Raw genomic sequence first — 12,892 nt, forward strand, 5'->3', positions numbered from 1 at the left:
AAGGTCACAGGCCGACGTTTGGCCGGTCGATGATTTCGCGCAGCGCGAAGCTCGAATTGATCTTCACGACATGAGGCAGGGCCGAGAGCCAGTCGCGATGGATGCGTTCGTAGTCCTCAAGGTCGCGCGCGGCGACCCGCAATATGTAGTCGTATTCGCCCGACATGAGGTAGCAGGACAGCACATTGGGGCAGCGTTTTACCGCCGTCTCGAATTCCGAAAGCGTCTTGGCGAACTGGCCTGATAGCGAGATGTGCACGAAGGCGATCATCTTGTAATCAAGCGCCTTGTGCGAGAGATGCGCGTGATAGCCGTCGATGACACCGCTCTTTTCCAGAATATCCAGCCGCCGCGAACAGGCCGAGGGGGAGAGGCCGACTTTCTCGGCCAGTTCCGCATTGGTGATCCTAGCGTCCTGCTGAAGTATCCGCAGAATCGAATGATCTATGGCGTCTAGGTCGGACATTCGAAGAACTTTCGAAAAAACTCCTGTTCGCGCAATAAATCACGAAAAATGACGGCAGCGCAAATCGTCTTTGCAAGGACATTGCGGCGCGGTGGTGGTCTGATTTCAGTTGGAGAAAATGAAAGACGCAAAAGCATTCGAGGAGGAATGAAATGCGCGTTGGCTGCCCCAAGGAAATCAAGAACCACGAATACCGCGTCGGTCTGACGCCCGCGTCCGTTCGCGAATATGTCGCCCATGGCCATGAAGTCTGGGTCGAGACGAAGGCCGGTGCCGGCATCGGCGCCGATGACCACGCCTACATTGCCGCAGGCGCCAAGATCGCCGCGAGCGCCAAGGATATCTTCGAGAAGTGCGACATGATCGTGAAGGTCAAGGAGCCGCAGCCCTCCGAATGGGCGCAGCTTCGCGAGGGACAGCTTCTTTACACCTATCTGCATCTTGCGCCCGATCCGGAGCAGACCAAGGGCCTGCTCGCCTCGGGCGTCACCGCCGTTGCCTATGAGACCGTAACCGATGAGCGCGGCGGCCTGCCGCTGCTGGCACCGATGTCCGAGGTTGCCGGCCGTCTGTCCATCCAGGCGGGTGCAACGGCTCTGCAGAAGGCCAATGGCGGCCTCGGCATCCTGCTCGGCGGCGTGCCCGGCGTGCTGCCGGCCAAGGTAGCGATCATCGGCGGCGGCGTCGTTGGCCTGCATGCGGCCAAGATGGCAGCCGGCCTCGGCGCCGATGTCAGCATCCTCGATCGCTCCCTGCCGCGCCTGCGCCAGCTTGACGATATCTTCAACGGCCGCGTCCATACGCGCTATTCCAGCATCCAGGCTCTGGAAGAAGAGGTCTTTTCCGCCGATCTCGTCATCGGTGCCGTGCTGATCCCCGGCGGCGCCGCACCGAAGCTGGTCACGCGCGAAATGCTATCGGGCATGAAGCAGGGCTCGGTCATCGTCGATGTCGCCATCGACCAGGGCGGCTGCTTCGAGACCTCGCATGCAACGACCCATTCCGACCCGACCTATGTGGTCGAAGGTGTCGTGCATTACTGTGTCGCCAACATGCCCGGTGCGGTTCCCGTCACCTCGGCGCATGCCTTGAACAACGCCACGATCTATCACGGCCTCGCGCTGGCCGATCGTGGCTTGCGCGCCATCGCGGAAGATAAACATCTCCGCAATGGCCTCAATGTCCATAAGGGTCGCATCACGAACCGGCCGGTGGCCGAGGCGCTCGGCTATGAAGCCGTTGCACCCGAAAGCATCCTGAACGTCGCGTAAAGCCCATCGCGCGCACGTCAGATGGAGGCGCCAGCATCCGCGTATGCCGGCGCTCCTATTTTATCGATCCGGCACTGATAGCAGTTGTTGCGTGCCGAGCGGACATGGACATAGGCGATGTCGGGACGTTCGAGCAGCGAAGCCGCATAGGCTGGGATGTCATCGGTGGGTGTCACGGCGCCAGTTCCGTAGACGATGCGGTCGTTCTTCCCATAGCCACGAACGATGAAATCCTTGCTGGTCATCAGCACCGGCGGCAGGACTTCTTCCGCTTCGTAACGTTGGCACGGAGTCTTATGCAGGAAGATCGGACCCGTCTCCGCATAGGGCTGCAATTCCGGGAAGGGGCGATAGGCGAAGACGAACAGCTCTTCGCCGGCATCGATATTGCGCAGGCAATGGCGGCAGGGATGGCCCAGACCATCGGAAATCATCGTCTCCGGCTGGTGACCATAGGCATCTGCGCCGTCGTTCCACAGAAGTTCGGCGTCGGACGTAGGCATGGCTGCAAAGGCGATGGAAGTCATGGCAAAGCTCCTTTCGAGATTTGCCATGTGATGCGCCGGCGCGAGGCGCGAAGCCACCCGATTCCTGCGGCTACAGCGCCCCTAGCCCTTCTTGGCGAGCTCGAGCAGTTCCTTGTCGCTCAGCGGCCTGACGATGCCTTCTCCGGTCGAAATCGGCGAAAATCCGAACATCTGATAGAGCTGCAATGCCCTTGGATGATCGAGATTGTTCGTCGTCGTCACGATCCGCTGCGGGTTCAGCGTCCAGATGGCATAGAGCGACTGCAGCAGGAACCATTTGCCGATTCCGAGGCCGAGCGCGTTTTCGATGAGGCCGAAATGGCTGAGCTCGATCGTCTCGTCGTCCTGGCGGAAATATTCGAAGAATCCGCCCGGCGCGCCGTTGACGTAAAGCACGCTAATATCGTTGCGCCGGTCGTGAAGGACAGCGGTCAGTTGCTCGTCGGAGAGGCGCAGACGCTCCACCCAATGCCAGCGGGCACCGACCTGACGATAGAGATAGCGGTAGAAGGGCAACGGAATACCGGGCGCGCGCATGATCGCGGTCTGGATATTGACCGGCACCGGCAGGCTGGCCTTGGGCGGCGCGGTCATTTCCAGGCGGGTGATGTGGACTTTGATCGACGAGGGCGTCTTCACGGCTATGATGCTCAATCTTGACCGGTGACGATAGGCGTATCTGCCCGGCTGCCCCATTCCGACCAGGAGCCGTCATAGAGCTTGTTGTTGCCATGGCCGAGGGATTCGAGCGCCAGCGTGATGATCGCAGCGGTAATGCCGGAGCCGCAGGTCGTCACCACGGGCTTTTCGAGATCTATGCCGGCCTTCTCGATGGTTTCCCTCAATTCTGGCAACGACTTGAACTTGCCGTTCGTGGCGAAGACGCCGGATGGCAGACTTTTTGCGCCCGGCATATGACCCGAGCGCATGCCTTCGCGCGGCTCCGGTTCGGTTGCCGCAAAGCGGCCGCCACTGCGGGCATCGGCGATCTGCAGGGAACGGCTGTCAACGATTTCTCGCATCTCGTCGAGCGAAACGACACGGTCGGCATTGAACTTCGGCTTGAATGTCGCGGGCGCGAAGCTAGGCGTCGCCGTCTCCAGTGGCCGACCCTCGGCCTTCCAGCCATCCAGGCCCCTGTCGAGCACGAAGACGTTCGGCGCACCCATGACGATATGGAACAGCCACCAGACGCGCGGCGAGGCAAACAGGCCGGGACCGTCATAAATGACGATGCGATCGGTCTCGCTGATGCCGAGCTTGCCGACCTCTGCCGCGAAGAATTCGGGCGATGGGACCATGTGCGGCAGGCCGGTCGAATGATCCGCAATCTTGTCCTGATCGAAGCGGATCGCGCCGGGAATATGGCCGCTGGCATATTCGGCATCGGCATCGCGCTTCTGTGCCGGCAGATAAAAGGATGCATCGAGGATGCGCAGGTTCTTGGCGCCCAGCTCGCCCTGCAGCCAGTCGGCGGATACGACGAAACGGCTCTTGTCCGCTGCCATGATGATCACTCCCTGCTTTGGTTTATTGGTCTTGACATCGAGATATAGGCGCTTGCCGGTCAATTCTCGTTGGTCGGTACGCCGAAACGAATGCGGAAGCGGCGGTTTTCCTTGCCCTTCTTCTCGATCTTGGCGATGTGGATCGCGCCGACCTCCTGCGTTTCCGATACATGCGTGCCGCCGCAAGGCTGGCTGTCGATGGCCGAATCCTCGCCGATGCAGACGAGACTGACGCGGCCTAGGCCCATCGGCGGGCGCACATTCTTCGATTTGACGATGCCGGGATTGGCGATCAGCTCCTCGTCGGTAATCCAGCGGACGAAGACGGGATGGTTCTCGTTGACGAGCGCCATCATTTTCGCCGTTACTTCGTCCTTGTCGATCGTCTCGCTCATGTCGAAATCGACCCGGCTCTCATCCTCGCCGACCGCCGCGCCCGTGATCGGATAGGGGCAGACCACCGAAAGCAGATGGCAGGCCGTATGCATGCGCATCAGCTTGTAGCGCCGTGCCCAATCAATATGCAGCACCAGCTTCTCGCCGACGATGGGCAAGGGCTGATTTTCGAGCGGGACATGAATGATGATATCCTTGATCGGCCCATGCTTCGTTTGACCGAGCATGATCCTCGAGCCGTCGCCGCGCTCGAGGAAACCGGTATCGCCAGGCTGTCCGCCCGAAGCCGCATAAAAGCAAGTCTGATCGAGCTCGATACCCCCGTCTTCGTGGATCGCGGTAACGACTGCTTCGGCCGTCGATAGATAGAAATCGTCACGATAGAGGGCATTGACGGTCATAAGATCACGCTGTTGTTTCGTAGGGGACGGCAATTTCAGTCCGCTTTTCCAAATAGCCCGGCAGCGGCAGGCCCTTCGACTTCAGGAAGTCCGGATTGAAGAGCTTGGACTGATAGCGATTGCCGTAATCGCACAGGATGGTCACGATCGTATGTCCGGGACCGAGATCCCTGGCGAGACGAACCGCGCCGGCAATATTGATGGCAGTCGAGCCGCCCAGGCACAGGCCCTCGTATTCGACCAGGTCGAAGACGTAGGGAAGCGCTTCGGCATCGGTGACCTGATAGGCGAAATTGGGCGTGAAACCTTCCAGGTTCGCCGTGATGCGGCCCTGGCCGATGCCCTCGGTGATCGAAGAGCCGGAGGATTTCAGCTCGCCGTTCTTGTAAAACTCATAAAGGGCGGCGCCTTCGGGGTCGGCAATACCGATCTTGATGTCCTTGTTAAAGGCATGCAGCCCCATGGCGACGCCGGCGAGCGTGCCGCCGGAACCGACCGAGCAGATGAAGCCGTCGATCTTGCCATCGGTATCGTACCAGATTTCCTTGGCGGTCGTCTCGATATGGGCCTGACGGTTGGCGACATTGTCGAACTGGTTGGCCCAAATCGCGCCGTTAGGCTCGGTCTTTGCGAGCTGCTCGGCCAGCCGGCCCGAGACCTTCACGTAGTTGTTCGGGTTCTTGTAGGGGACAGCGGGAACTTCCACCAGTTCGGCCCCAAGCAGTTTCAATGCATCCTTCTTTTCCTGGCTCTGTGTCTCAGGAATGACGATGACGGTGCGGTAGCCGAGTGCCTTGGCAACCAGCGTCAGGCCGATGCCGGTATTACCGGCCGTGCCCTCAACGATGACGCCGCCCGGCCTCAGCAGCCCCTTCTTCTCGGCGTCGCGGATGATGTAGAGCGCGGCGCGATCCTTCACCGATTGACCGGGATTGAGAAATTCGGCCTTGCCGAGAATGGTCGAGCCCGTCGCCTCGGAGGCGCCCTTGAGCTTGATCAACGGCGTATTGCCAATTGCTTCGAGGACGGACGGATGGACGGTCATTGGAATCTGCCTTCTGTTCGCAACTACTGTAAGAACGGTCTTTTCCCTTCACAAGGCGGGATAGGCAAGAAATTCTGTTCCTTGCTATCTATTCGCCTCGCAAAATTCGACTTGGCGGGCGTCTCGACCTCCCTCTTTCATTCAAGTCATCGGTCTCCAATTGGTGACATTGTTTTCCCGATGAAGCCGTCAGTCTGGCCGAAAGCGGCCACAATGATGCGCTATTTCTAAAATGCCACGGACGGCCGCAGTTTAAGCGTTTGATGTAGGCGGCCGCCAGCCAAGGAGAAGAGCCATGAGCCCGTTCATCGCACGTCCTGAACACGGAGTCGTCTGGATTACCGGCGCCAGTTCCGGTATCGGCCGCGCGCTCGCGCTGAAGCTGGCAGAGGAAGGCTACAAGGTCGCCGTTACGGCGCGCAGCCACGACAAGCTTCTGGCTCTGCAGGCCGAGGCAAGCGCGCTTGCAGGCAGCATTGTCGTGCTCGACGGCGATGTGACCGATACGGAGGACATGGAGCACACAGTTGCGGCAATTGAATATCAGCACGGCCCCATTGCCCTGGCGGTTCTGAACGCTGGCGTCTATTTGCCGGCGCGGGGCGAAGATCTCAATCACGAAGTGTTCGAACGCAGTTTTGCCGTCAATCTTCACGGTGTCGTCAACTGCCTCGTTCCGGCGGTGCGGCATATGCGGGCGCGGGGATACGGCCAGGTTGCCCTTGTCTCATCCGTCGCTGGTTATGGCGGTCTACCCGGCGGTGCGGCTTACGGAGCCAGCAAGGCCGCGCTGATCAACATGGCGGAAAGCCTGAACTTCGAGCTCGATCGCATGGGCATCCGCATCCAGCTCATCACCCCGGGCTATGTCGACACGCCGTTGACGGCTCAAAATAAGTTTGACATGCCTGAGATCGTGTCGGCACAGCAGGCGGCTGACGTGATCGCCGCCGGGTTGAAATCACCATCCTTCGACATCAGTTTCCCGAAGAGTATGGTCTATCGGGCAAAGCTGCTGAAGTTTCTGCCCTACGGCCTCTATTTCAGGGTGCTCAGATATTTTCTCGGGAGCGGCAGCAAGCGCCGGCCAGTTGGACCGCATATAACCGCGCATCCAGCCGAATAGCGCCATCCGGCATTCTTCCGCGCTGCGTGAGTGGTGAGTGCACGCAGCCGCGCCATGGTCGACGATAGCGCCGGCACAGTGTTTGCCGTGGGCGCAGAGGTTTGGTCCTTTTGTCGACGTCGTCGTGGTCCCGGCCGACCGCCTATCTTCCGTCGCTTCTCGCATGCCTTGTGGCGGCGGAAACCTTTAAGCGACGCAGACCGTCGAATGGTTTCACTACCGCGCGTTACATAAGCGAATGCCACACGCAACTCTCGTAGGGAAAACTCGATCTCCTCTGTGGTATAAGGAAGGCTTGTCACTGTTCTGTAATGCAAATTCGCTAGCAGTCCACCCGATTGACGTGCCGAGAATGGACAGGCGGGGAAGATTAAAATGGCGGAAATCCGCATCGAACAAGTTCGCAAGGCCTATGGCCGCAATCCGGTCGTTCATGGCGTCGACCTGAATTTCCGATCGGGCGAATTTGTCGTCATCCTCGGACCTTCCGGCTGTGGCAAGTCCACGCTGCTGCGCATGATCGCCGGTCTCGAAGATATCACTTCGGGCGAGATCATCATCGATGGCAAGGTGGTCAATCAGCTCGAGCCGCGCGAGCGCGGCTGCGCCATGGTTTTCCAGAACTATGCGCTCTATCCTCACATGGATGTCGCAGCCAACATGGGCTATGCGCTCAAGGTCGCCGGCGTGCCGCGCGCCGAGCGCGACCGCCGCATCAGGGAAACCGCCAAGATCGTCGGCCTCGAGGATTTCCTGGCGCGCAAGCCGGCCGAGCTTTCCGGCGGTCAGCGCCAGCGCGTCGCCATGGGTCGCGCCATCATCCGCGAGCCGAAGGTATTTCTCTTCGACGAGCCGCTCTCCAATCTCGATGCCAAGCTGCGCGTGCAGATGCGCGTTGAAATTCGCCGCCTGCACAAGCGCCTGTCGGCGACATCGGTCTTCGTGACGCATGATCAGGTCGAGGCCATGACGCTCGCCGACAAACTCGTCGTCATGTACAAGGGCAATGTCGAGCAGGTCGGCACGCCGCTCGAGGTCTACAACACGCCGCGCACCCGTTTCGTCGGCTCCTTCATCGGCTCCCCGGCCATGAATTTCCTGGAAGGCACTTTCGCGGCCAATGGCGAGCAATTCATCTTCGACGGCATTCCGATCGCCATCGACGCCAACATCGGCAAGCGCCATGCCGGCCAGCCGGTCGCCCTCGGCCTCCGGCCGGAACATGCACGCCTCGTTCCTGCCGGCACGCCCGGTGCTATCCCGGCAACGGTCGATTTCGTCGAAGAACTCGGCGCCGGCCGCGTCATCCATTGCGATATCAACGGCTCGAGCTTCGCCGTCGCCGTTGCCGATCATACGACAGGCCAGACCGGTCAGTCCGTAGCGCTGGAACTGCCGCAGCAGCACACGCACCTCTTCGCCCAGGATACCGGACTGCGGCTCGACGCCGTTGCTTCGGTCACGCCGCTGAAGGTGCTGGCGAGCTGATTTCAAACATACCTTTTCAATAGATATAGCCCGGAAGTTTTCCCGACTTCCGGGCTTTTTATGTGTCTGAGGTCGACTGAGTTTAAGTGCAAGTTGGGTTTGCGTGGGGATATTCCGGCACGATACAGATGAATACTCGATCGCAGGGGACTGCCGCGCCCGCAAATGCGGCGCGGCAAGAAACGAGATTACTTCTCGGTTGCGATCAGCCCACGAACGAACCAGCGCTGCATCAGCACGACGACGGCCAGCGGTGGCAGCATGACGATCAGCGTGCCGGCCATAGCGATGTGCCATTCCGGAAGGCCGCCGATGTTCGGGATGAGCTGCTTGAGTTCGGTCACGGCGGTTGCATGCGCCGGATCGGTGGTGACGAGCAACGGCCAGAGATACTGATTCCAGGCCCAGAGGAACATGATGGTGCCGAGGGCAGCCATATTGGTGCGCGACAGCGGCATCAGGATATCGATGAAGAAGCGCAGCGCACCGGCGCCGTCCATGCGAGCGGCTTCCGTCAGCTCATCCGGTATCGTCAGAAAGAACTGGCGATAGAGGAACGTACCGGTCGCCGTGGCGATCAACGGTAGGATCAGGCCGGGATAGGAATTGAGCAGCCCGAGGTTCAGCGAGACTTCGATGCCCGTAAGCTTTGCGATGAGCCATGTGATGCCGGTGAGGTCGAGCAGCCCCTGGTAGGGTGACAGGACGTTGGCGGCAACGGCATAGGTCGGCACGATACGCACTTCGAGCGGGAGCATGAGCGTTATGAAGATCAGCCAAAAAATAAAATGGCGCCCAGGATAGCGGAAATAGACCAGGGAGAAGGCCGTTATCGCCGAAATGAGCACCTTGCCCACCGCAACGCCGGTGGCGAAGATCAGGCTGTTCAGCAGCTTGGGGCCAAGATTGGCGGTCGTCCAGGCCGTCTTCATGTTGGCCCAGAAATCCGAGCCGGGGATCAGCGACATCGGCACTTTGTTGACGTCGGCGATGTTATGCGATGCCGCAATGGCGACGATAGCCAGCGGGCCTACGGCGATGATGAAGCCGATGAACAGGATCAGATGAGTGAAGAAATTAAGGATGGGGGTGCGCTCGATCATGTCAGCCTCAACGGTAATGCACGCGCTTCTCGATGAAGCGGAACTGGAAGATGGTCAGCAAGACGATCAGCAGCATGAGAATGATGCTTTGCGCCGCCGCCCCGGAAAAATCGAGACCTTTGAAGCCGTCTGAATAGATCTTGTAGACCATGAGGTTGGTCGAGTTGTGCGGGCCGCCCGATGTCATGATGTCGACGATGCCGAATGAATCCTGGAAGCTTTCGGTGATGTTGATGACGAGCAGGAAGAAGATCGTCGGCGTGATCAACGGGAACTGGATATCCCAGAAGCGGCGGAGCACGCCGGAGCCGTCCATGGCGGCCGCTTCGATCAGCGAGCGTGGAATGGCCTGGAAGGCGGCGAGAAAGAAGATGAAGCTGTAGCCGATATATTTCCAGGAGAAGGCGGCGATGACCGAGGCCATGGCGGCGTTGCCATCGAGACCCGGATCCCAAAATCCCGGCCAATAGTGATTGACGATGGACATGAAGCCGGCTTCAGGCGCCAGGATGAAGCGGAAGGCCATGGCCGATGCGGGAGCAGCGATGCCGTAAGGCCAGATGAGCACGACACGGTAGATTTTCGAGCCCCGCAGCTGCCGGTCGGTCAGTGCAGCGAGGATCAGCGCGACCACCATGGAAATCGCGGTGCTGATGGCTGCGAAGGCGATGCTGATCGTGACCGAGTTCCAGTAGTCGGAATTGGCAAGGATGGATCTGAAATTATCGAGCCCCACCCAGATATTGCCGCCGCCCCAGGGCTGCTGCAGCGTTAGGGACCAGAAGATCGCCTGACCGGCCGGCCAATAGAAAAAGGTGAAGATTAGGAGCAGCTGCGGCACTGCGAACAGGATGCCGACGCTCCACTTGTTGAAAGTTACTCGCTTTTCCATTGTCTCTTCCGGCTTGGAATTCCGATGGCACTCTTGCCCTCATAACGAACGTCCGCCGGGAAACCCCGACGGACGCTGCGTGGCACGAGTTCTGCTGCTTACGGCAGCTGCTTGCCCTTGTAGGTGGCTTCGAAGCGCTCGAGCACGGCATTGCCATTCTTGGCGAGATTGTCGATGCCTTCCTGGACGCTGACCTTGTTGGCAAAGATGGCCTGCATCTGGTTGCCGAATTCAGCGCGGATCTGCGTGAAGTTGCCGAGACGGATACCGCGGGTAATCGGGGTCGGCTCGGAAGCGGTCAAGCTGGCGATGGCGACTTCGCGGCCCTTATAGGGAGCCTTGTCGTAGAAGCCGGAGGACTTCATGAATTCAAAACCGGAATTCGTAACCGGGATGTAGCCGGTATTGGTCGACCAGAAGAGAGCGGTCTTGGGGTCGTGGATGAAGTTCAGGAACGCAGCGGCGCCCTTGTATTCGTCAGCCGACTTGCCGGAGAGAACCCAAAGCGAAGCGCCGCCGACCAGCGAATTCTTGCGCTCGGTGCCGGCATAGACCGGAAGCTCGGCAACATCCCAGTTCATGCCGGCTTTCTGCGTCTTGCCAACCGTGCCGTGGTCGCCGACCGAGGTCATGATCATCTGGCAATCGCCCGCTGCAAAGGCCTGAACCATGTCCTGGCCGAGGTCCTTGGACTTGATCTTGATGAGGCCCTGATCGTACCAGCTTTTGAGGTCGGTCACATATTTGACGAACTTGGTCTTGTTGACCTCAAGGCGGGCGTCGAGGCCATCATAGCCGTTATTCTTTGTGGCGATCGGCTGATTGTGGATGGCAGAGAACTGTTCCATCAGCTGCCAGCTTTCGTTGCCGGAGATGTTGATGGCCATCGGGCAATCATAGCCGGCACCCTTAAGCGCCTTCATGTCTTCGGCGGCTTCTTCCCAGGTCTTCGGAGCGGCAGTCTTGCCGATCTTCGCGAAGGATTCCTTGTTCCAGTAAAGCAGGGCGGTCGAGGAGTTGAACGGGAAGGAGAGCAGCTCGCCCTTCGACGTTGCATAGTAGCGTGCAATGCCGGGGAAATAGTCGTTCCAGTCGATCTTGTAACCGTTTTCGGACATCAGCTTGCCGGCCGGATAATAGGCACCGGAGAGCATCATGGTCGCGGTGCCGGCATCGTAGACCTGAACGATTGCGGGCTGCTTGCCGGCGCGGAAGGCGGCGATGGTGTTCTGCAGGGCGGCGTCATAGTTACCCTGGCTGACGCAGGAGACTTCATAATCCTTTTGGGAATCGTTGAAGTTCTTGCAGAGCGTCTGAACGACGCGCTCAAGGTCGCCCGACAGACCGAACCAGAAATCGAACTTGACCGGAGCTGCTGCAGCCGGCATCGCCAGAGCGACGCTCATGACGCCAGCGGCGGCGGCAGAAATGTAATTTTTAAGTTTCGACATATCCCTATTTCCTTTTGAAAGCTCGGAACCGGTGGTCTTGCGCAAGTCCGCGGTAGCGCGGGTTATAGACAAGCTGTGTGACAGTTTGTTGTGGGCAAGAATCCCGCATTGACGGGCTTTTTCACAAGGGCAGCGGCTCAATGGAGCAGCGTTCATTGCAGGATCGTGCATTTGAGGTTTTGCTAATCAATGGGTGTGGGCTGCGCACGTTCACCCATAGATTGCAGTGCGATCAAGAAGGCGCGATGGTCTTCCTTGCCTCTGCCTCGGGCGGTGTTGCAAGATCGCCGCCGGGACGTTTGGAAGGCATTAGAGGAATGAGAATATGGGTCTCGGCGAGCGGCAGAAAATGGCGGCGGGGGAGTGGTACTGTTGTTTCGATCCGGAACTCGATGCCTTGCGCTGGCAGGCACGCGAGGCTGTGCATGCACATAATACAATGCTGCCCGCCCAGCGCGGCAATCTTGCGCCGGCTTTGTCTGCGCTCTTTGCCGAGATCGGCGAGAGCGTCTTCATCGAGGCGCCGTTTCATTGCTCCTATGGAATCAATATCTCGCTCGGCCGCCGAGTCTACATGAATGCCGGCTGCACCATCCTCGACAGCGCCAGCGTCCGCATCGGCGACGGCAGCATGCTGGGGCCGGGCGTCCATATCTATTGTGCCGAACATCATAAGGACGCTGAATTGCGCGGAGCGGGCATGGAGATCGCACGGCCGGTAACGATAGGCAGAAGCGTCTGGATCGGCGGTGGAGCGATCCTCGTCGGCGGCATTATGGTAGGCGATGGCGCGATCATCGGCGCCGGCGCGGTGGTCACCAGGGATGTTGCCGCCGGTGCCACTGTTGTCGGCAATCCGGCTCGGCCTGTTCGCGCGGGATAGGATAAAAGAGTTAGTTTGCCGGGCGGCGTTTTCGCGTCCACCATACGGCGAAGCGGCGGCGCCAGCGGCGCACCATGGGCATATCGTGCGAGAGCACGATAAAGCCCAATGGCAGCATCCAGAAGCCGAGCACCGGCAAGAAGCCGAGCAGTCCGCCGAAAATCAGCGCTATCCCTACGCCGACGCGGGCAAGGCGCGATCGGGGCAGGGGGATTCTCACCGAGCCGAAAACCAGCTCGCGGGTCGCGGGATCAATGCCAAAACGGCGGGTTTTCCGGCCATTCCGATCGGCATTTGCTGTCGTTTTGCTTTGATCGGTCATCCACAGGAAATGG

Annotated in this window: 14 protein-coding genes; 4 read left to right on the forward strand and 10 right to left on the reverse strand. The window is 59.6% G+C overall.

Annotated elements, in window-relative coordinates; translation table 11 throughout:
* Nucleotides 1-4 precede the first annotated feature (4 nt).
* The gene (locus AC13RE_RS00365; RefSeq protein ID WP_488561584.1) at nucleotides 5-466 is read right to left on the reverse strand and encodes an Lrp/AsnC family transcriptional regulator; all 462 of its coding nucleotides are present in this window, start codon (nucleotides 464-466) and stop codon (nucleotides 5-7) included.
* A 152-nt stretch (nucleotides 467-618) separates the two neighbouring features.
* Here AC13RE_RS00365 and ald point away from each other — a divergent pair, with 152 nt between their 5' ends.
* Nucleotides 619-1,737, forward strand: coding sequence for an alanine dehydrogenase (gene ald, locus AC13RE_RS00370; RefSeq protein WP_488561585.1), 1,119 nt, complete (start codon nucleotides 619-621; stop codon nucleotides 1,735-1,737).
* 17 nt (nucleotides 1,738-1,754) lie between these two features.
* Here the strand turns inward: ald and AC13RE_RS00375 are convergent, their stop codons facing one another.
* The 5 genes from AC13RE_RS00375 to AC13RE_RS00395 form a co-directional block, all read right to left on the reverse strand.
* Entirely contained in the window at nucleotides 1,755-2,264 is a 510-nt protein-coding gene (locus AC13RE_RS00375) for a DUF1203 domain-containing protein (RefSeq protein ID WP_488561586.1), read from the reverse strand.
* Between the two features lie 81 nt (nucleotides 2,265-2,345).
* A complete protein-coding gene (locus AC13RE_RS00380) occupies nucleotides 2,346-2,960 on the reverse strand; it encodes a GNAT family N-acetyltransferase (protein ID WP_488561587.1) in 615 nt (204 codons plus the stop codon).
* Nucleotides 2,915-3,772: a 3-mercaptopyruvate sulfurtransferase gene (gene sseA / locus AC13RE_RS00385; RefSeq protein ID WP_488561588.1), complete on the reverse strand. Its 858-nt coding sequence runs from the start codon at nucleotides 3,770-3,772 to the stop codon at nucleotides 2,915-2,917. The genes AC13RE_RS00380 and sseA overlap by 46 nt, the downstream gene beginning before the upstream one ends.
* A 59-nt stretch (nucleotides 3,773-3,831) precedes the next feature.
* The gene (locus AC13RE_RS00390; protein ID WP_488561589.1) at nucleotides 3,832-4,569 is read right to left on the reverse strand and encodes an alanyl-tRNA editing protein; all 738 of its coding nucleotides are present in this window, start codon (nucleotides 4,567-4,569) and stop codon (nucleotides 3,832-3,834) included.
* A 4-nt stretch (nucleotides 4,570-4,573) separates the two neighbouring features.
* Entirely contained in the window at nucleotides 4,574-5,614 is a 1,041-nt protein-coding gene (locus AC13RE_RS00395) for a cysteine synthase A (RefSeq protein WP_488561590.1), read from the reverse strand.
* A 295-nt stretch (nucleotides 5,615-5,909) separates the two neighbouring features.
* On the opposite strand from AC13RE_RS00395, the gene AC13RE_RS00400 reads away from it, so the two are divergent.
* Both AC13RE_RS00400 and AC13RE_RS00405 read left to right on the forward strand, forming a co-directional pair.
* The gene (locus AC13RE_RS00400; RefSeq protein ID WP_488561591.1) at nucleotides 5,910-6,740 is read left to right on the forward strand and encodes an SDR family NAD(P)-dependent oxidoreductase; all 831 of its coding nucleotides are present in this window, start codon (nucleotides 5,910-5,912) and stop codon (nucleotides 6,738-6,740) included.
* A gap of 375 nt (nucleotides 6,741-7,115) precedes the next feature.
* Nucleotides 7,116-8,228, forward strand: coding sequence for a sn-glycerol-3-phosphate import ATP-binding protein UgpC (locus tag AC13RE_RS00405; RefSeq protein WP_488484866.1), 1,113 nt, complete (start codon nucleotides 7,116-7,118; stop codon nucleotides 8,226-8,228).
* Between the two features lie 188 nt (nucleotides 8,229-8,416).
* On the opposite strand, the gene AC13RE_RS00410 is transcribed toward AC13RE_RS00405, so the two are convergent.
* The 3 genes from AC13RE_RS00410 to AC13RE_RS00420 all read right to left on the reverse strand — a co-directional run bounded on the left by AC13RE_RS00410 (nucleotide 8,417) and on the right by AC13RE_RS00420 (nucleotide 11,674).
* Nucleotides 8,417-9,331: an ABC transporter permease subunit gene (locus AC13RE_RS00410; RefSeq protein ID WP_488484867.1), complete on the reverse strand. Its 915-nt coding sequence runs from the start codon at nucleotides 9,329-9,331 to the stop codon at nucleotides 8,417-8,419.
* 7 nt (nucleotides 9,332-9,338) lie between these two features.
* Complete coding sequence (locus AC13RE_RS00415; RefSeq protein WP_132716453.1) at nucleotides 9,339-10,223, reverse strand: ABC transporter permease subunit; 885 nt, start codon at nucleotides 10,221-10,223, stop codon at nucleotides 9,339-9,341.
* Between the two features lie 98 nt (nucleotides 10,224-10,321).
* Complete coding sequence (locus AC13RE_RS00420; protein WP_488561592.1) at nucleotides 10,322-11,674, reverse strand: extracellular solute-binding protein; 1,353 nt, start codon at nucleotides 11,672-11,674, stop codon at nucleotides 10,322-10,324.
* Nucleotides 11,675-11,999: 325 nt separating this feature from the next.
* Here AC13RE_RS00420 and AC13RE_RS00425 point away from each other — a divergent pair, with 325 nt between their 5' ends.
* A complete protein-coding gene (locus AC13RE_RS00425; RefSeq protein WP_488561593.1) occupies nucleotides 12,000-12,557 on the forward strand; it encodes a sugar O-acetyltransferase in 558 nt (185 codons plus the stop codon).
* Between the two features lie 10 nt (nucleotides 12,558-12,567).
* Here the strand turns inward: AC13RE_RS00425 and AC13RE_RS00430 are convergent, their stop codons facing one another.
* Entirely contained in the window at nucleotides 12,568-12,879 is a 312-nt protein-coding gene (locus AC13RE_RS00430) for a hypothetical protein (RefSeq protein WP_488485008.1), read from the reverse strand.
* Nucleotides 12,880-12,892 lie beyond the last annotated feature (13 nt).

The organism is Martinezella sp. CNPSo 3959, assembly GCF_057784355.1.

Bases quoted from the DNA above. Each gene is read 5' to 3' on its own strand.
- AC13RE_RS00430 (WP_488485008.1), bottom strand. From the start codon at position 12,879: ATGACCGATCAAAGCAAAACGACAGCAAATGCCGATCGGAATGGCCGG.
- sseA (WP_488561588.1), bottom strand. From the start codon at position 3,772: ATGGCAGCGGACAAGAGCCGTTTCGTCGTATCCGCCGACTGGCTGCAG.
- AC13RE_RS00400 (WP_488561591.1), top strand. From the start codon at position 5,910: ATGAGCCCGTTCATCGCACGTCCTGAACACGGAGTCGTCTGGATTACC.
- AC13RE_RS00405 (WP_488484866.1), top strand. From the start codon at position 7,116: ATGGCGGAAATCCGCATCGAACAAGTTCGCAAGGCCTATGGCCGCAAT.
- AC13RE_RS00410 (WP_488484867.1), bottom strand. From the start codon at position 9,331: ATGATCGAGCGCACCCCCATCCTTAATTTCTTCACTCATCTGATCCTG.
- AC13RE_RS00425 (WP_488561593.1), top strand. From the start codon at position 12,000: ATGGGTCTCGGCGAGCGGCAGAAAATGGCGGCGGGGGAGTGGTACTGT.
- AC13RE_RS00365 (WP_488561584.1), bottom strand. From the start codon at position 466: ATGTCCGACCTAGACGCCATAGATCATTCGATTCTGCGGATACTTCAG.
- AC13RE_RS00380 (WP_488561587.1), bottom strand. From the start codon at position 2,960: ATGGGGCAGCCGGGCAGATACGCCTATCGTCACCGGTCAAGATTGAGC.
- AC13RE_RS00395 (WP_488561590.1), bottom strand. From the start codon at position 5,614: ATGACCGTCCATCCGTCCGTCCTCGAAGCAATTGGCAATACGCCGTTG.
- AC13RE_RS00415 (WP_132716453.1), bottom strand. From the start codon at position 10,223: ATGGAAAAGCGAGTAACTTTCAACAAGTGGAGCGTCGGCATCCTGTTC.
- AC13RE_RS00420 (WP_488561592.1), bottom strand. From the start codon at position 11,674: ATGTCGAAACTTAAAAATTACATTTCTGCCGCCGCCGCTGGCGTCATG.
- ald (WP_488561585.1), top strand. From the start codon at position 619: ATGCGCGTTGGCTGCCCCAAGGAAATCAAGAACCACGAATACCGCGTC.
- AC13RE_RS00375 (WP_488561586.1), bottom strand. From the start codon at position 2,264: ATGACTTCCATCGCCTTTGCAGCCATGCCTACGTCCGACGCCGAACTT.
- AC13RE_RS00390 (WP_488561589.1), bottom strand. From the start codon at position 4,569: ATGACCGTCAATGCCCTCTATCGTGACGATTTCTATCTATCGACGGCC.